Consider the following 16394-nt stretch of genomic DNA (forward strand, 5'->3'; position numbering starts at 1 on the left):
CGCTGTCAGCGGCCCTCAAACGCGGCATTCAAGCGCCGCAGCAAAGGTTTGTTGAGCTCGCGGGTGTGCCTGTTCCAGCGCTCCATGGAGCGCTGCAGTTCGACCTGCAGGCGCGCGCTGGTGGCGGTGTCGCCGCTTGTCGCGGCCCAGATGGCGTATTCGGCGCGGCTTTCAAAGCTGCCGAAACGCTCCACGGCGGATTCAAACTCCGCCCTGGCGTCGCCGCTCCTGCCGGCGCCCGCGTAGGCTTGGGCCAGCAGCAACGAGATTTGCTCCGCCCGGAAGGCGGGATCGGTTTTGCGGATGAACTCCAGGTGGGTGACGGCCTCGGCGTAGCGCTCGCAGGCGAAATAGGCACGCGATGCGCCCAGCCTGATTTCCAGGTCGGACGCGAACGGCCCCTTGAGGCAGGCGTCGTAACTTTGGGCGGCTTCCAGGGGCTTGCCGGCCTCCAGTAGCGCGGCGGCCAGGCGCATCTGGTTCTGGGCGGTCGGCGTGTAGTCGAAGGCGGCGTACGCTTCCTTGAGCTCTCGCGTCGGATTGAGCGTCTTCGCGGCGGCGGCCACCACCTTGCGCGCGCCGCGCTCAAGCCGCGAGTCCGGCAGGTAGATCGCCAGGAAATAGACGATGCTGCCCAGCAGGGGGAAAGAGAACAGGATGATCAGCCAGTAGAGCTGCTGGCCGCTGCGCAGGGCGTGGACGGCAAAAAATACCGCCACAAAAAAATGAAGTCCCAATCCGACAAAAGGCATGGCTCACCCCTCCAGGTTATTTTGGGGGCCATTCTAAGGGGGTGCCAAGACAGCCGCCCCCTGCTTTCGACCGCCGGTGTGGGTTCCGGGGACGACCGGTAGCCGGTGGTTATGACAGGCCGTCGATGCCGCCATCCTTGTGCCAGTAGCCGCTGGCCATCAGGCGCTCCCGCACCATGGCACGCGCGCGGTGCAGGCGGCTCTTGACCGCGTCCACGCCCAGGCCGAGGTGCTGGGCCACCTCGGGCGCCGTGAGTTCATCGACGTCGCGCAGGATCAGCACCTCGCGGTAGGCCTCGGGCAAGGCGGCGATGGCCCGGCTCAGGTCCAGCCGCAGGTCCAGCGGCAGCGCCGGCGCGGCGACAGCTTCCACGTCGGCGCCCTCCTGGGCCCGTGCGGCACCGCGGCCGCGGAACAGGCGAAAGCATTCGCGCTCGACGATGCGAAACAGCCAGACCGCGAAAGTCGCGGCGGTTCGCAGCGCGCCTATCTTGCGGTAGAGCTGCCATAGCGCGGCCTGCACCGCGTCTTCGGCATCCTCGGCCGAAGAACAGGTCCGGCGCGCGAAACGCTTGAGGTCCGGCTGGCACTGTGTGAGCAGTTGGGCGATGGCCTGGGCGTCTCCGCCGCGGGCGGCGTYGACCAGTTGGGGACTGGCCTTCACGGCTTGCCTTTGGCCACAGGCTTGCGACCGACGAGCGCGCAGGCCGGGCAGAACCCGATCATGCCCGTCAGCCCCATGACCAGCGCGCTGCCCAGCGCCAAGGCCACGGGCCAGCCGGCCGGTAGCCATAGCAGGCCGGCGCAGGCCAGCAGCAGCGCGCTGCCCAGGCGAAAAGCCCGTTCCCAGGCGGGAAGATTGCGTTGCAGGAAAAACATCAGGAACTCCTTGTTGGTGGTGGATGCTGACAAAGAGGCCTGCCGGCGTCGAAAGGGTTCATATCTTTTCAAAAAAATATCTTACCGGCCCTGCCTCGGCCCCCGCGCCGGTCCGGTCGTACCGCTGGCTATCATGCAGCCATGCGAACTTCCAGCATGGCGACAAAAGCACGGGGCGCGTGCGCGCGTGCGGCGCTGGCGATCCTGCTGGCCGCCGCCAGCCTGGCGCAGGCGCAGCCGGCGGCACAAGACCATGCCCCGCTGCTGCGCGCGCTCAATGCGCTGCGCCAGCAGGGCTGCGGAAAAGGCGCCCGCCCGGCTGCCCCGCTGCGTGAAGATGCCGCGCTGTCGCGCGCCGCAGCGCTGGTCGCGGGCGGCCGCAAGCTCGATGACGCGCTCAAAGCCAGCGGCTACCGCGCCCAGCGCACCGTGCAGATCACGGTGCGGGGCGCCACCGGGGCCGCGGCACTGACGCAAAAGGCGCTGGGCAGCTCATGCGGCGCGGCCATGCGCAGCGAGTTTCTGGAGGCCGGCTTTTACCAGCGCGGCGCACAAACCTGGGTGGTGTTGGCCGAGCCCTTTGCGCCGCCCGCCGCGGCGCAGGCCGACCAGGTGCAGGCGCGGGTGCTGGCGCTGGTCAACGAGGCGCGTTCCCGGCCGCAGCGCTGCGGCAACCAGGCTTTCGCCGCGGCGCCGCCGCTGCGGCTCAACCCCGCGCTGTACGGCCTGGCCAGCGCCCATGCCGCCGACATGGCGCGTTACGACTACTTCAGCCACACCGGCCGCGACGGCAGCACGGTGGACAGCCGGGCTACGCGTGCCGGTTACCGCTGGCGCGCCATCGGCGAGAACATCGCCGCCGGCCAGGTGGATGCCGACGCGGCCGTGCGCGGCTGGATCAACAGCCCCGGCCATTGCGCCAACATCATGTCGCCCGCTTTCAGGGAGATGGGCGCGGCCTTTGTGGTGAACACCCAGAGCAGCCTGGGAATTTACTGGACGCAGGTGTTTGGGGCCGCGCCTTAGGCAAAGCTCAAAGCAATCGCTTGAGCAAGCCCATCACCTGCTCAAACCGCTTCCCATAAGGCGGATAGAACAAATCCCCGCGCGCCCATTTGGACTGAACCATCACCGGCTTTTGCTGCGTGAGCCGCAGGAAACCGGTCTCACCGTGGTAGGCGCCCCAGCCGCTTTCGCCGACGCCGCCGAAGGGCAGGTTTTCGTGGGCGATGTGCATCAGCGTGTCGTTCACGGTGACGCCGCCGCTCACGGTGCGTGCCAGCACATGGTCGCGCGAACCGGTGTCGGTGCCGAACCAGTAGAGCGCCAGCGGCCGCGGCCTGGCGTTGACGTAGCGGATCGCTTCGTCGATCGACGCATAAGGAATCACCGGCAGGATGGGGCCGAAGATTTCCTCGCCGAGCAGCTTCGAGGTGGCGGGGACATCAAAGGCCAGCACCGGCGCCATCTGCCGGGATGCCGCGCCCACACCGGCCATACCAGGATGTGCGGGTTGGACAGTCTGCAGCCGCGCGCCCTCGCCTTCGGCCTGCGCCAGCAGCGCCTGCAGTCGCTCCAGGTGTCGCGGGCTGATGATGGCCGCGTAGTCGGGGTTGCCGGTGATGGTGGGAAACAGCGTTGCCACGGCGCGGGCAAAAGCCTCGCCGAAAGCCGTTTCGCTGCCCTGCGGCAACAGCACGTAATCGGGCGCGATGCAGGTCTGGCCGGCGTTGAGCAGCTTGCCGTGCGCGATCTTGATGGCGGCCTTGTCGATGTCGCAGGAGGCATCGATGATGCACGGCGACTTGCCGCCCAGCTCGAGCGTGGTCGGCGTGAGGTTGGCGGCGGCGGCCTCGGCCACCTTGCGGCCCACGGCGGTGGAGCCGGTGAAGAACAGGTGGTCGAACGGCAGGCCGGCGAATTCGGCGGCCAGTTGGCCGTCGCCCTGCACCACGCAGAGTTCGTCGGGCGCAAAGGACTGTCCAATCAGCGCGGCCAGCAGGGCCGAGGTGCGCGGCGTGAGTTCGCTGGGCTTGAGCATCACGCGGTTGCCCGCGGCCAGGGCGGTGATGACCGGGCCCAGCGAGAGTTGCACCGGGTAGTTCCAGGGCGAGACCACACCCACCACGCCCAGCGGCTGGCGCTGCAGGAAGGCGCGCGAAGGCTGCAGATACAGCGGTGTGCGCACCTTGACGGGTTTCATCCACTTCGGCAGGTTCTTGAGCGTGCTGGACAGCAGCGAGCGCAGCACAAAGATGTCGGCGATTTCGGTGAGTTGCGGCGAGCGCACGCCGAAGTCGGCGTTGACGGCCTGCGCCAGTTCGGCGCCGTGTTCGTCCAGCAAGGCGCGTATGCGCAACAGGCGGTCGCGGCGCAGCGCCAGCGGTACTTCGACCTGCGCGCGGCTGGCCTGGTGCTGGGCGTCAAACAGGGTGCGCAGGCCGGCACTTTCAGGGGAGAGGGATGGGCTGGAGGTCATCGCTGGATGATAGGGACCGCCACAACCGCCCGGTAGAGGCGCAACTCCAGCGGCGCTGCGGGTTGACCCTGAGGCGGTCGCCCCCATTTACAAGCCTGGTGCAACTGACCTGGTGGCCGGAGCCGCCGGGCCAACCATCCCCGAGGAAGGTTTTTCATGGAATACAAGGACTATTACAAGGCCATGGGCGTGGCGCGCGACGCCACACCCGACGAAATCAAAAAAGCCCACCGCAAGCTGGCACGTAAATACCACCCCGACGTCAGCAAGGAAAAGAACGCCGAGGTGCGCTTCAAGGAGATTTCCGAAGCCTATGAGGTGCTGCGCGACCCTGAAAAGCGCGCGGCTTACGACAGGCTGGGCGCGAACTGGCAGGCCGGCCAGGAATTCCGGCCGCCGCCGGGGTGGCAGGCGCGTGAGGAAGCCGACGGCCAAGCGTTCTTTGGCGAGGCCGGGGGCTTCGATCACAGCKACTTCTTTGACGCCATCTTTCGCAGCATGGGTGCCGACATGGGCGGCAGTATGGGCCGTGCCCGCGGCGGTTTCGACATGGCCGGCGAGGACCAGCACGCGAAGATACAGATCGCCATCGAGGACTCGTACCAGGGCGCCACGCGCACGCTGCAGCTCAGCGAGCCGGGCAGGCGCGGCCAGCCCCGCAGCATCGAATTCACCATTCCCAAGGGCATACGCGCCGGCCAGCACATCCGCCTGGCCGGACAGGGTGCGCCGGGGGCCGGCAAGGGCGGCGCCGGCGACCTCTACCTGGACGTGGAATTCCTGCCGCACAAGCTCTATCGCGCCGACGGCCGCGACGTCTACATGAACCTGCCCGTGGCCCCCTGGGAGGCCGCCCTGGGCGCGCAGGTCGAGGCGGCCACGCCGACGGGCCGGGTCGAGCTCACCATCCCGGCGGGTTCTTCGCCGGGAAACAAGCTCAGGCTCAAGGGCCGGGGCCTGCCGGGCAAGCCGGCGGGCGACTTCTACTTTGTGCTGCAACTGGCGCTGCCGCCCGCCGGCAGCAAGGTGGCCAAAAAGGCTTACGAGGACATGGCCGAGGCCTTCAAGGCGTTTGACCCGCGCGCCGCTCTGGAAGCCTGAAAAACCCTGCGGTGGCAGAATCGGGCGCCATGTCCGACAACGCCGCTCCCGCCCTCAAAAACATCTTCGATCCCGCGCGCTATCGCCACATCGCGGCGGAAACCGCTGCGGTCTATCCGCGTTTTGACGGCAAGAAGTTTCTCGCGCTGGCGCTGCCCGGGCTGGACGAGCTCTCGCTGATGCAGCGCCTGCGGCGTACCAGCGAATGCCTGCACGCCACGCTGCCCGCCGACTACAAAAAAGCCATCGCCATCCTGCGCAAGCTGGCGCCGCGCATCAACAGCGGGTTTGTCACCCTGGTGCTGCCGGACTATGTGGGCCTTTATGGACGCGACGACTTTGACACGTCCATGGAGGCGCTGAGGTTTTTCACCGCTTTCGGCAGCTCTGAATACGCCATCCGCGAGTTCATCCGCCAGGACCCGGCGCGCACGCTGGCCGTGATGAAAACCTGGGCCACGGACGAGAGCGAACACGTGCGGCGCCTGGCCAGCGAAGGCAGCCGCCCTCGCCTGCCCTGGTCTTTCAGGCTTGATGCGCTGATGGCCGACCCGGAACTTGCCGCGCCCATCCTGGAAGCGCTCAAGGCCGACAGCAGCCTCTACGTGCGCAAGTCGGTGGCCAACCACCTCAACGACATCACAAAGCTGCATCCCGAGTGGGTGCTCAAGCGCCTCAAAAGCTGGCCGCTGGACAACCCGCACACCGCGTGGATCGCGCGCCACGCGCTGCGCACCTTGATCAAGCAGGGCGACAGGCAGGCCCTGGGCGTGATTGGCGCCGGTAAAAAGGCGGCGGCCAGCATCAGCGGCTTTTCCGTGAGCCCGAAAAAACTCAGCCTGGGTGAACGGCTGGAGCTGTCGTTCACGCTGCAGTCCACCTCGCGCCAGAGCCAGCGCCTGGTGGTGGACTACACCATCCACTACGTCAAAAAGGCCGGCAGCAGCTCGGCCAAGGTCTTCAAGCTCAAGGAACTGAATCTGGGCACGGGCGAAAGCGTGCGGCTGTCACGCAGCCAGGTGGTGCGCGACTTCACGACGCGTGTGCACCATGCCGGCCGGCATGAGGTAGACATCATGGTCAACGGCGAGCGCCTGGCGAGCGGTTTTTTTGAGCTTTTGAAGCCCTGAGCTGACATTTGCTTGCCCTTCTTGCACCGAGGCGGCTCGCGCGGCGCGTGGGTTTTGTACATTAGAAACCCGGGCCGCGAGAGCCCACGGCATCCAACACATACCAAGAGGGATATTCCATGACCACCCGACACCTTCTGCGCCCCGCGTTCGGCGCGCTCAGCCTGCTCCTGCTCATCTCCGCCTGCGGCGGTGCCGGCGGGGAGGAAATCGGCGCCGTCGACACCGTGTTCAAGTTCATAGGCCCAGACCACAAGATCGTGGTCGATGCCTACGACGATCCCAAGGTCGCAGGTGTGACCTGCTATGTGTCGCGCGCCAAGACCGGCGGCATCAAGGGCGCTTTCGGCCTGGCCGAGGACAAGGCCGAAGCCTCCATCGCCTGCCGGCAGACCGGCGTCATCAGCTTTGGCGCCAAGCCTATGGACAAGCAGGAAGAAATGTTCAGCGAGCGTATTTCGCTGGTCTTCAAGAGACTGCGGGTGGTGCGCATGATAGACACCAAACGCAACACGCTGGTCTACCTGACCTACTCGGACCGGGTCATAGAAGGCTCGCCGCAAAACAGCGTCACGGCCGTTCCGGTGCCGGCCGGCACCGTGATCCCGGTCAAGTAAGACTTACTTCGAAGCGTTGCGCTTGCGGGTGGCCGCGGCCTTTTTGGCAGACGCCGAACGCTCGGCCGCGGTGCGCGAAGCCGCCGCCGCGCCGCCCAGGCGCCCACCCTTGCGTGAAGGCGCGTGGTTTTCCGCCTTGCCGCGGCCCGAGCCGGACTTTTTGCCGCCGCCGGTTTCCTTGTTCACCGTGGCCCAGGCGCGCCGCTCGGCTTCTTCCTTGCCGACGCCGCGGTCCTCATAGCCTTCCTCGATGTGCTCGGCTTTGCGCTTTTGCTTGTCGGAGTAGGAGGATTTGTCACCTCTTGGCATGTCGGCTCCTTTCGTGTTGACAGGTGTCCAAAATTAGCGCCGCTCCACTCCTGCTGTAGCGGGAAGGCGCTGATGTTCGCGTCGGCGCCGTCCTACCGTTGCGGCCGCACCGTATGGGTGTATAACCGGGGACCCCGGTCCTGCGGCGCGTGCTCCGTGCCATGCCGCAGCACCCCCCGAATACAGCAGGCGCGTCAAGCGCGGCAACAGCAAGGAAGAACAGACATGGGCGCGCAGTGGAAAGCAAAAGGCAAGGAACTGGCCGCGAACGCCAGGGGCCGGGTATTCGGCAAACTGGCCAAGGAAATCATGGTCGCGGCGCGCAACGGCGCGGACCCGGCCTCGAACGCACGGCTGCGGCTGGTGGTGGAGCAGGCCCGCAAGGTCTCCATGCCCAAAGATACCTTGGAGCGCGCCATCAAAAAGGGCGCCGGCCTCACGGGTGATGCCGTCCATTTCGAGCATGTGATCTACGAGGGCTTCGCGCCGCACCGCGTTCCCCTGATGGTCGAATGCCTGACAGACAACCTGAACCGCGCGGCCTCGGAAATCCGCGTGCTGTTCCGCAAGGGGCATCTGGGCACTTCGGGCTCGGTCTCCTGGGACTTCGACCATGTGGGCATGATCGAAGCCGAGCCCTTGGCGGCCGGCGCCGATCCCGAACTGGCCGCGATTGAAGCCGGCGCCCAGGATTTCGAGCCAGGCCACGAAGAAGGCACAACCATGTTCCTGACCGACCACGCCGACCTGGACATCGTCAGCCGCGCCCTGCCCGCACAGGGCTTTACCGTGCTGTCGGCCAAGCTYGGCTACAAGGCCAAAAACCCCGTCAGCCCGTCCACCCTGAGTGCCGCGGAACTCGAAGAAGTCGAGGCCTTCCTGGCCGCCATCGATGCGAACGATGACGTGCAGAACATCTTTGTGGGCCTGGGCGACTAGGAAGCAGGACCCGCCTCGTAGCGGGGCCGTATCCGGGTTTTCTGCACGATGCCGGACGGCGTAAACAGGATCACAAACTCGGCGCCCGGTGTTTCGCTTTTGGGCGGCTTCTCCCGGTAAGCCCAGACCTCGTAGCCGCTGTCGAACCTGACCACGGTGGCGAGGCCCAGCGCGGCGGCCACGTCGGCTTTGGTACTGGTTCCGGGGATCACCATCCCCTGCGCACCCTGCATCGACAGGCTGGCATCCCGAAAAGGCGGCCGGGTTTCCTCGACGCCGCCCGGGCCCGCGCAGCCCGCCAGCACCAGGCCGGCACACAAAATGAGCCTGCACGCCAGCATCACCCGCCCTCCATGTAGTCAAACTCGACCAGGGTGTCGTCGGGCCAGCTGCGGTCGCCCAGCGGCAGGAAGTAAGTGCGGTCCACCAGCACCTCGCAGTCGCAATCGGGCAGGTCCCTGTCGAGCTTGGGGTCGTCGCTCGCGGCGGCGTAAAGCATGGCCAGGGGCAGGATTTCGCGGCGCTCGCCGGCCTTCAGCGTGACGCTGAACAACGGGCGCTCCGAAAAGAACAGGTAGAGCGGAGCCGGCTTGTCGCAGTAAGCCGGCGTGTCGAACACGGCGCCGGCGATCCGGTCCACAACACCACCGCTGCGCGAGACCAGCCCGGCCTCCATGCCCACCCTGCACTCCAGCCGCAGGTCGCCCAGGCGCCGGGTATTGGGCGGCAGGCCCGGCGTGCGGATCTCGGTGCGCCAGGTCATGCTCTGGGCCTTGCGATTGGGAATGACCTGCGCATCTTCCGAGAAAGCCTTGGGGTCACGCGGCAGGCTGAAGGTATGGTCGGGCGCGATGGCCAGGGGAAAGGCGACGGTGCTGCCTATGACCTCCATGTCAATCGAGTTCATGTCGGTCTCGCGCCGCCGCGGCAGCAGCTTGAAGCGCAGCGAGGCATTTGGTGCGAGGTTTTTTTCGCGCTCGAACAACTCCATACCCCGGATCATCTTTCGGTAAGACTTCTCGACCGGGTCGCGATTGGCCTTGGCGCTGATGGTCACCGGGGCCAGGGTGCGCGTGCCTGGCTCCTTGCTGCCCGGATCTTGTGCCGCGACCGGCGCGCCAATGGCGAGGCTTGCCGCCAGGCAGGCGGTGCGCAGCGCGGCGCGGGCAAGGCGGTTGGGCATGACAGTTCCGGTGGGGCAGAAGCCCATGGTAGGCCGGGCGGGCCGGTGGAGATGTAGGACGATTCCAGCATTTCCTTCGTGGTGCGGCCATAAAAAAACCCGCCCCGGCGCAAGCCGGAGCGGGCTGTGAGGCTCACCATGAAACCGTTGGTCAGTGAACCGTCGATTCGAACCGGAACACGCCCGGGTCGCGGATGGGATCCACGTCCACCGGTATCGTGCTCTTGGGCGGGAAACGCCCTTCGAGCAGCAGCTTGCTGAGCGGATTTTCGATACGCTGCTGGATGGCCCGTTTGAGCGGCCTGGCGCCGAACACCGGGTCGAAGCCGACCTTGGCGAGTTCGGCGATCGCCGCTTCCGACACGTCCAGCGCGAGGTCCATCTTCTGCAGCCGGGCAACCAACACCTTGAGCTGTATGCGCGCGATGGACTCGATGTTCTTCGCATCGAGCGCGTGGAACACCACGGTCTCGTCGATCCGGTTCAGGAACTCGGGGCGGAAGTAGTTCTTGAGCTCGTCCGTCACCGCGTCCTTGATTTCTTCGGTCGGCTTGCCGACCATGGACTGGATGATGGGCGAGCCGATGTTGCTGGTCATGACGATCACGGTGTTCTTGAAGTCCACCGTGCGGCCCTGCCCGTCCGTCAGGCGGCCGTCGTCCAGCACCTGCAGCAGCACATTGAACACGTCGGGGTGAGCTTTTTCGACCTCGTCGAGCAGCAGCACGCTATAGGGCTTGCGGCGCACGGCCTCGGTCAGGTAGCCGCCCTCCTCATAGCCCACGTAACCCGGAGGCGCGCCTATCAGGCGGGCCACCGAATGCTTTTCCATGAACTCGCTCATGTCGACGCGTATCAGGTGATCCTCGCTGTCGAACAGGAAGCCGGCCAGCGCCTTGCACAGCTCGGTCTTGCCCACGCCGGTGGGGCCCAGGAACAGGAAGGAGCCGGTCGGGCGGTTCGGGTCGCTCAGGCCCGAGCGTGAACGGCGGATCGCGTTGGCCACCGCGCCGATGGCTTCTTCCTGGCCGACCACGCGCTCATGGAGTTTGCCCTCCATCTGCAGCAGCTTGTCGCGCTCGCCCTGCATCAGCTTGCTGACGGGGATGCCGGTGGCGCGCGCCACGACCTCGGCGATCTCTTCGGCGCCGACCTGGGTGCGCAGCAGCGTGGGCGCGTTGGACTTGCCCTTGCTGGCTTCGGTGTCCTGCGCCTCCTTGAGGCGTTTTTCGAGTTCGGGCAGTTTGCCGTATTGCAGCTCGGCGACCTTGTTGAAGTCTCCCTTGCGGGTGAACTCCTCGATCTGGAAGCGGATGCGGTCGATTTCCTCCATCACGTCCTTGGAACCCAGGGCCTGGGCTTTTTCGGCCTGCCAGATTTCGTCGAGGTCGGAGATCTCTTTTTGCAGCTTGACGATTTCTTCCTCGATCAACTCGAAGCGCTTTTTCGAAGATTCATCTTTTTCACGGCGCACGGCTTCGCGCTCGATCTGCAACTGGATCAGGCGGCGGTCAAGTTTGTCCATGACCTCGGGCTTGGAGTCCATCTCGATCTTGATCTTGGCCGCGGCCTCGTCGATCAGGTCGATGGCCTTGTCGGGCAGGAAACGGTCGGTGATGTAACGGTGACTCAGCTCGGCCGCGGCCACGATGGCCGGGTCGGTGATCTGCACGCCGTGATGCACCTCATATTTTTCCTGCAGGCCGCGCAGGATGGCGATGGTCGCCTCCACGGTCGGCTCGCCGACCAGGATTTTCTGGAAGCGGCRCTCCAGCGCGGCGTCTTTTTCGATGTACTTGCGGTATTCGTCGAGCGTGGTGGCGCCCACGCAGTGCAGCTCGCCGCGCGCCAGTGCGGGCTTGAGCATGTTGCCGGCGTCCATTGCGCCTTCGGCCTTGCCGGCGCCCACCATGGTGTGCAGCTCGTCGATGAAGACGATGGTCTGGCCTTCGTCCTTGGCCAGCTCGTTGAGCACGGTTTTCAGGCGCTCTTCAAACTCGCCGCGGAACTTGGCGCCGGCCAGCAATGCGGCCATGTCGAGCGAGAGCACGCGCTTGCCCTTGAGGGAGTCAGGTACTTCGCCCGCCACGATGCGCTGGGCCAGGCCTTCGACGATGGCGGTCTTGCCGACGCCGGGCTCGCCGATCAGCACGGGGTTGTTCTTGGTGCGGCGCTGCAGCACCTGGATGGCGCGGCGGATTTCGTCGTCGCGGCCGATGACCGGGTCGAGCTTGCCCAGGCGGGCGCGCTCGGTCAGGTCCATGCAGTATTTCTTGAGGGCTTCGCGCTGGCCTTCGGCGTCGGCGCTGTTCACGCCCTGGCCGCCGCGCACCGCGTCTATCGCGGCTTCGAGCGCCTTGCGCGTCAAGCCGTTTTCCTTGGCCAGGCGGCCGACGTCGCCCTTGCTGTCGGCCACGGCCAGCAGAAAGAGCTCACCGGCAATGAACTGGTCGTTGCGTTTGATGGCTTCTTTTTCGGTGGCCTGCAGCAGCTTGGCGAGATCGGGGCCGACCTGGATCTGGTCCTGGCCCTGTACCTGCGGCAGCTTTTTGACGGCGGCGTCTGCGGCCTGCGTGAGGCCGCCGACGTTGACGCCGGCTCTTTCCAGCAGCGCGCGCGGGCCGTCGTCCTGGCGCAGCATGGCGGCCAGCAGGTGGACCGGCTCGATATAGCCGTTGTCATTGCCCAGCGCGAGGGATTGCGCGTCGCTCAGGGCTTCCTGGAATTTGGTGGTCAGTTTGTCTTGTCGCATGGATAGGGCTCCGTGGATTCCGGCAGGCCTGGCTCAGGCCCCATCCGGATGGATGTTGCACAGTATCTGGGGGGCTGGGGCTGGTTTTCAAGCATTTTCCCGGCGCCCCTAAAATCGGCCCATGAACATCCACCAGGTCTCGGTGACCTACCACCAGGAGCAGGACAGGCTGCTGGTGCGCATCAGCAGCCATGAAAGCGAGGAACTGCGCCTGTGGCTGACCCGCCGCATGACGCTCTCCCTGGTGCCTGCCCTGACGAAAACCGCCGCCGGCCAGCTGGCCCAGGAAACCAAAGACAGCGACATCGCAACGCCCCAGGACCTGCATCGCCGGCGCATGGTGGAGAACTTCAACAAAGAAGCTCTGGCCCAGGTCAGCGATTTCAAGACGCCCTACCAGGCCGAAAATGCCGCGCTGCCGCTGGGAACAGAACCGCTGTTGGTGACGGAAGTCAAAATGTCCTTGCTGAAATCGGGCAAGCTGGAACTGGCTTTTATCGAAAAGCTGCCCGAACCGGGACGCAATGTGCGAATCGCCATCAGCGCCCGGCTCACCCAGGGATTGCTGCAGCTGCTGAACAAGTGCCTCAAAAAATCCCAGTGGCTCAAATCACCGCCGGTCGCCGGTCTCGAAGAGGCAGCGGACACCCCCGAGCCGCCGGATGCCATGGAAAAGCCCCGCTACCTGAACTAGGGCCTGTGTTCAGGCATTGGGGGCCACAATGCCCCACTTGGCCAGCGCCGCATCATCGGTGACCCGCGCATCAACCCACCGCGCACCTTCCGGCGTCTGCTCTTTTTTCCAGAACGGCGCCTGAGTCTTGAGATAGTCCATCAGGAACTCGCAGGCCTTGAAGCTTTCACCGCGGTGCGCGGAGGTCACTGCCACCAGGACGACCTGGTCCAGCGGCTGCAACAGGCCGACGCGGTGCACCACACGCGCGCCGAAGATGTCAAAGCGCACCATCGCCTCGTCGACCATGGCTTCGATGGCTTTTTCGGTCATGCCGGGATAGTGTTCCAGCTCCATGCTGCTGACGCTCAGGCCGTCGTTGCGGTCCCTGACCGTGCCGGTGAAGGTACAGACGGCGCCGACCCGCTTGTCTCCGGCCCGTAGCGCGGCCACCTCTTCGGCGAGGTTGAAGTCATCGGTGGTGATCAGGACGCGGGGTGAAGCCATAGTGGCAATTTTGCCACTCGCGCCCCCGGAACGCAGTGCCTACGGTAAGATTTGCCGCATGACTGGCCACACCTTCCCCCTCGCCGCCCGGACGCACGACAGTGCCCGCGGCCTTGGGGCGAGCGCCAGCAAATCGAAAAAACCGTTGCTCATTTGACCGGGGCTGCGGTTCCGTCGTCGAATGAGCGATGGAACCGTTGCTTACTTTCCCAGTCTTTTGCGGACACCCATCTCTTGTTCTGATGACGGCCTTTCAAGCCGGTCAGTTTTTTGGGATGTCTCTTCATGCAAACAGCGCTTACTGCCAACCAGGCAAATACCGATTTCTCAGGACTGTGGATTCCACTTGTCACCCCCTTTGACCAGGGTAAGGTCGACCATGCGGCCTTGAAGCGCCTGGTGGCGCATTACTGCGCCAAGGGCATCGCCGGGCTGGTGGTCTGCGGCTCCACCGGCGAGGCCGCCGCCCTGGACGAGGACGAGCAGCTGCAAACGCTGCACACCGTGATGGAACATGCCGACGGCCTGCCGCTGGTCATGGGCCTGTCGGGCTACCACCTGGGCAAGACGGCGGCGCGCATCAAGGCACTGGGCACGCTGGGCCTGGCCGGCATCCTGCTGCCGGCGCCCAGCTATATCCGGCCCTCCCAGGCGGGCCTCATCGAATGGTTCAGCGCCCTGGCCGACGCGAGCACCGTGCCGGTGATCCTCTATGACATCCCCTACCGCACCGGCAGCCGCCTGGAACTCGAAACTCTGCTGACGCTGGCCAGTCATCCGCGCATCCTGGCCCTCAAGGACTGCGGCGGCGACCCGGCCAAGACAAAAGCCCTGATCGCCGATGGGCGGCTGCAGGTGCTGGCGGGCGAAGACGTGAATATCTTGGCCACCATGGCGCAGGGCGGCCGGGGCGCGATTGCGGCGGCAGCCCACCTGCACACGGAACGTTTTGTGGAGGTGCTACGGCGCATCCGGGTGGGTGACCTGGCGGGAGCCGAGGTCTTGTGGGCGCCGCTGCAACCCTTGATAGCCGGCCTGTTTGCCGAGCCCAACCCGGGGCCGCTCAAGGCGCTGATGGCGGAACGCGGCCTGCTTCGCAACGAGCTGCGCAGCCCGATGACACGGGCTTCTACAGAGTTGGCCGAACGCCTTCAGCGGCTGGACGCGCTGGTGGCTTGAGCCGGGCGGGTCAGCCGCCGGTCACGGGCGGGAAGAAAGCGACTTCGCAGCCATCGCTGAGCAGTGCCGCTTCGTCGCTCATGACCTGGTTGAGCGCCATGCGCACAGCCCGGCCGCGCGCCAGGCTGGCGGCATGCGCTGGCGTGGCCGCTAGCAGTTCATCGCGCAGGGCAGCCAGCGTGGTGGCGGCGGTGTCGCGCACCTCGCTGCCCTGCCCTATGGCTTCGCGAATGGACGCAAAATATTTGATGGTGACTTTCATGGGAAGGCCTTTATGCAGCGCCTTAGGCCATCAATGCCGAAAACGGGATGAATTGCACCGCGTCGCCATGGGCAATCGCCTGGCCGGCCGGGTTGTCGATGACGCCGTCGCCCCAGACGGCCGAGGTCAACACACCCGAGCTCTGGTTGCTGAACAAGTCGAGCCCGCCTGCGGCGTTGCGCCTGGCACGCAAAAATTCGCGGCGCTTGTCGGCCTTGGGCCAGTCGAAATGGGCCGGCAGCGCGATGGAAGCGGGAGCCACCTCGGACGCGCCCTGCAGCCTGAGCAAAAAGGGCCGCACCAGCACCAGGAAGGTCACAAAGCTGGACACCGGATTGCCCGGCAGTCCGATGAAGTGCGCGCCGCCGACCTTGCCGCAAGCGAATGGTTTTCCCGGCTTGATCGCGATCTGCCACAGGGCGAGCTCGCCCAGCGCCTGTACGGCGGGCTTGATGTGGTCTTCCTCGCCGACGGAAACGCCGCCGCTGGTGAGGATCAGGTCATGCGCTTCGCCGGCACCCTTGAGCGCGGCGATTGTGGCATCGAGGCGGTCGGGCACGATGCCGAGGTCTGTCACGCTGCAGCCCAGGCGCAGCAGCAAGGCGCGCAAGAAGAAACGGTTGGAGTTGTAGATGGCGCCGGGTTTCATGTCGGCCGGTGCGACCTCGCCGGGCATGACGAGTTCGTCGCCCGTGGAGAACAAGGCCACGCGCACCCGGGGCGCGACCTGCAGTTTGTCAAAGCCGATGCTGGCGGCCAGGCCCAGCGAGGCGGGCGTCAGGCGTTCGCCGCGGTGCAGCACCACGGTGCCGGCGGCCACGTCCTCGCCGCGGCGGCGAATCCATTGGCCGGGCTGGGGCCTGGCCTTGATGCGCACGCCCTCATTCACGGCTTCGCAGTCTTCCTGCATCACCACGGCATCGGCGCCGGGTGGAATGGGCGCGCCGGTGAAGATGCGCGCGGCCGAGGCCGGCGCCAGGGCATGGCCGCTGCTGCCGGCCGGGATGCGCTGGCCGACCGGCAGCACCGCACCTTCGGCCCAATCGGCCGTGCGCAGCGCGTAGCCGTCCATGGAGCTGTTGTCATGGGCCGGCACGTCGAGACTGGAGACCAGGTCCTGGGCCAGCACGCGGCCGTCGGCGTCAAAGGTGGAAACCGTCTCGCCGCCGGGCAAGCTTGCCGCGCGGGCCAGCAACTCGGCCAGCGCCTGGTCCAGAGGCTTCAGGGGTGCGCGGGCTGTGGGTGCGGCGGGAACAGAACTCATGGTCGGGATATCCGGAACAAAGGCATGAACGGAACTGGGCTGGCGTCAGGGCTGGCCTTCACTGCCTCACCCAGGCCTAGCCGAAACGGTCTTCGAAGGAATAGGCAAAGCGCTCTTGATTGTTGACCAGGTAGTCGGCCACGGCGTCGCCGTCGTTCAAATCCAGCACCGGACGCAAGGTTGCTTCGGGCAATTGATCGGGAGTGTCGGTGGCGATGGCGACGATGAAATCGTCGTCCATGTAGCGGGCGGGCTTGCCCGCGTAGTCGGCCGAGGGGCCGCGCCAGACCTCGATCTTGAGCAGGTCACTGCTCTTGAAGCCTTCGACCAGCACCCAGTCGACGCCGCCGTAAAGCTCGGCGATCAGC

At 65.9% G+C, this 16394-nt stretch carries 19 protein-coding genes; 7 read left to right on the forward strand and 12 right to left on the reverse strand.

Annotated elements, in window-relative coordinates; translation table 11 throughout:
• Positions 1-5 precede the first annotated feature (5 nt).
• From AC1D0P_RS02755 to AC1D0P_RS02765, 3 genes are all read right to left on the reverse strand, one after another.
• Positions 6-752: a hypothetical protein gene (locus AC1D0P_RS02755; RefSeq protein ID WP_477675286.1), complete on the reverse strand. Its 747-nt coding sequence runs from the start codon at positions 750-752 to the stop codon at positions 6-8.
• Between the two features lie 109 nt (positions 753-861).
• Positions 862-1416 carry an RNA polymerase sigma factor gene (locus AC1D0P_RS02760; RefSeq protein ID WP_477675287.1) on the reverse strand — a complete coding sequence of 185 codons (555 nt, stop codon included), beginning with the start codon at positions 1414-1416 and terminating at the stop codon, positions 862-864.
• On the reverse strand, positions 1413-1631 hold the full coding sequence (locus tag AC1D0P_RS02765; protein WP_477675288.1) for a YgaP-like transmembrane domain: 219 nt from the start codon (positions 1629-1631) through the stop codon (positions 1413-1415). The genes AC1D0P_RS02760 and AC1D0P_RS02765 overlap by 4 nt, the downstream gene beginning before the upstream one ends.
• A gap of 141 nt (positions 1632-1772) precedes the next feature.
• Here AC1D0P_RS02765 and AC1D0P_RS02770 point away from each other — a divergent pair, with 141 nt between their 5' ends.
• Positions 1773-2657: a CAP domain-containing protein gene (locus AC1D0P_RS02770; protein WP_477675289.1), complete on the forward strand. Its 885-nt coding sequence runs from the start codon at positions 1773-1775 to the stop codon at positions 2655-2657.
• Positions 2658-2664: 7 nt separating this feature from the next.
• Here the strand turns inward: AC1D0P_RS02770 and AC1D0P_RS02775 are convergent, their stop codons facing one another.
• Entirely contained in the window at positions 2665-4110 is a 1446-nt protein-coding gene (locus AC1D0P_RS02775; RefSeq protein ID WP_477675290.1) for a coniferyl aldehyde dehydrogenase, read from the reverse strand.
• A gap of 156 nt (positions 4111-4266) precedes the next feature.
• Here AC1D0P_RS02775 and AC1D0P_RS02780 point away from each other — a divergent pair, with 156 nt between their 5' ends.
• From AC1D0P_RS02780 to AC1D0P_RS02790, 3 genes are all read left to right on the forward strand, one after another.
• Positions 4267-5211 (forward strand): DnaJ C-terminal domain-containing protein, encoded by a 945-nt coding sequence (locus AC1D0P_RS02780; RefSeq protein ID WP_477675291.1) that lies wholly within the window; start codon positions 4267-4269, stop codon positions 5209-5211.
• 29 nt (positions 5212-5240) lie between these two features.
• A complete protein-coding gene (locus AC1D0P_RS02785; RefSeq protein ID WP_477675292.1) occupies positions 5241-6341 on the forward strand; it encodes a DNA alkylation repair protein in 1101 nt (366 codons plus the stop codon).
• A 119-nt stretch (positions 6342-6460) separates the two neighbouring features.
• Positions 6461-6958, forward strand: a complete 498-nt coding sequence (locus AC1D0P_RS02790; protein WP_477675293.1) for a CreA family protein — start codon at positions 6461-6463, stop codon at positions 6956-6958.
• Positions 6959-6961: 3 nt separating this feature from the next.
• On the opposite strand, the gene AC1D0P_RS02795 is transcribed toward AC1D0P_RS02790, so the two are convergent.
• Positions 6962-7267, reverse strand: coding sequence for a plasmid stabilization protein (locus AC1D0P_RS02795; RefSeq protein WP_477654687.1), 306 nt, complete (start codon positions 7265-7267; stop codon positions 6962-6964).
• A gap of 225 nt (positions 7268-7492) precedes the next feature.
• Here AC1D0P_RS02795 and AC1D0P_RS02800 point away from each other — a divergent pair, with 225 nt between their 5' ends.
• Positions 7493-8206 carry a YebC/PmpR family DNA-binding transcriptional regulator gene (locus AC1D0P_RS02800; RefSeq protein ID WP_477675294.1) on the forward strand — a complete coding sequence of 238 codons (714 nt, stop codon included), beginning with the start codon at positions 7493-7495 and terminating at the stop codon, positions 8204-8206.
• Here the strand turns inward: AC1D0P_RS02800 and AC1D0P_RS02805 are convergent.
• From AC1D0P_RS02805 to clpB, 3 genes are all read right to left on the reverse strand, one after another.
• On the reverse strand, positions 8203-8547 hold the full coding sequence (locus tag AC1D0P_RS02805) for a hypothetical protein (protein ID WP_477675295.1): 345 nt from the start codon (positions 8545-8547) through the stop codon (positions 8203-8205). The genes AC1D0P_RS02800 and AC1D0P_RS02805 overlap by 4 nt on opposite strands.
• Positions 8547-9389 (reverse strand): hypothetical protein, encoded by an 843-nt coding sequence (locus AC1D0P_RS02810; protein ID WP_477675296.1) that lies wholly within the window; start codon positions 9387-9389, stop codon positions 8547-8549. Before AC1D0P_RS02810 ends, AC1D0P_RS02805 begins: the two co-directional genes overlap by 1 nt.
• Positions 9390-9540: 151 nt before the next feature.
• Positions 9541-12141, reverse strand: a complete 2601-nt coding sequence (clpB, locus tag AC1D0P_RS02815) for an ATP-dependent chaperone ClpB (protein ID WP_477675297.1) — start codon at positions 12139-12141, stop codon at positions 9541-9543.
• A 121-nt stretch (positions 12142-12262) separates the two neighbouring features.
• Between clpB and AC1D0P_RS02820 the strand changes: the two genes are divergently transcribed.
• Positions 12263-12835: a hypothetical protein gene (locus tag AC1D0P_RS02820; protein ID WP_477675298.1), complete on the forward strand. Its 573-nt coding sequence runs from the start codon at positions 12263-12265 to the stop codon at positions 12833-12835.
• A gap of 9 nt (positions 12836-12844) precedes the next feature.
• On the opposite strand, the gene AC1D0P_RS02825 is transcribed toward AC1D0P_RS02820, so the two are convergent.
• Positions 12845-13321, reverse strand: a complete 477-nt coding sequence (locus AC1D0P_RS02825; protein WP_477675299.1) for a molybdenum cofactor biosynthesis protein MoaE — start codon at positions 13319-13321, stop codon at positions 12845-12847.
• 285 nt (positions 13322-13606) lie between these two features.
• Between AC1D0P_RS02825 and dapA the strand changes: the two genes are divergently transcribed.
• A complete protein-coding gene (dapA, locus tag AC1D0P_RS02830; protein ID WP_477675300.1) occupies positions 13607-14500 on the forward strand; it encodes a 4-hydroxy-tetrahydrodipicolinate synthase in 894 nt (297 codons plus the stop codon).
• 10 nt (positions 14501-14510) lie between these two features.
• Here dapA and AC1D0P_RS02835 read toward each other — a convergent pair whose 3' ends face one another.
• The 3 genes from AC1D0P_RS02835 to AC1D0P_RS02845 form a co-directional block, all read right to left on the reverse strand.
• Entirely contained in the window at positions 14511-14762 is a 252-nt protein-coding gene (locus AC1D0P_RS02835) for a MoaD/ThiS family protein (RefSeq protein WP_477675301.1), read from the reverse strand.
• Between the two features lie 22 nt (positions 14763-14784).
• Positions 14785-16026 (reverse strand): molybdopterin molybdotransferase MoeA, encoded by a 1242-nt coding sequence (locus AC1D0P_RS02840; RefSeq protein ID WP_477675302.1) that lies wholly within the window; start codon positions 16024-16026, stop codon positions 14785-14787.
• A gap of 76 nt (positions 16027-16102) precedes the next feature.
• Positions 16103-16394: molybdopterin-guanine dinucleotide biosynthesis protein B (locus AC1D0P_RS02845; RefSeq protein ID WP_477675303.1), on the reverse strand; the 292-nt coding region annotated here is incomplete at its 5' end.

The organism is Polaromonas sp. P1_G2 (assembly GCF_056405515.1).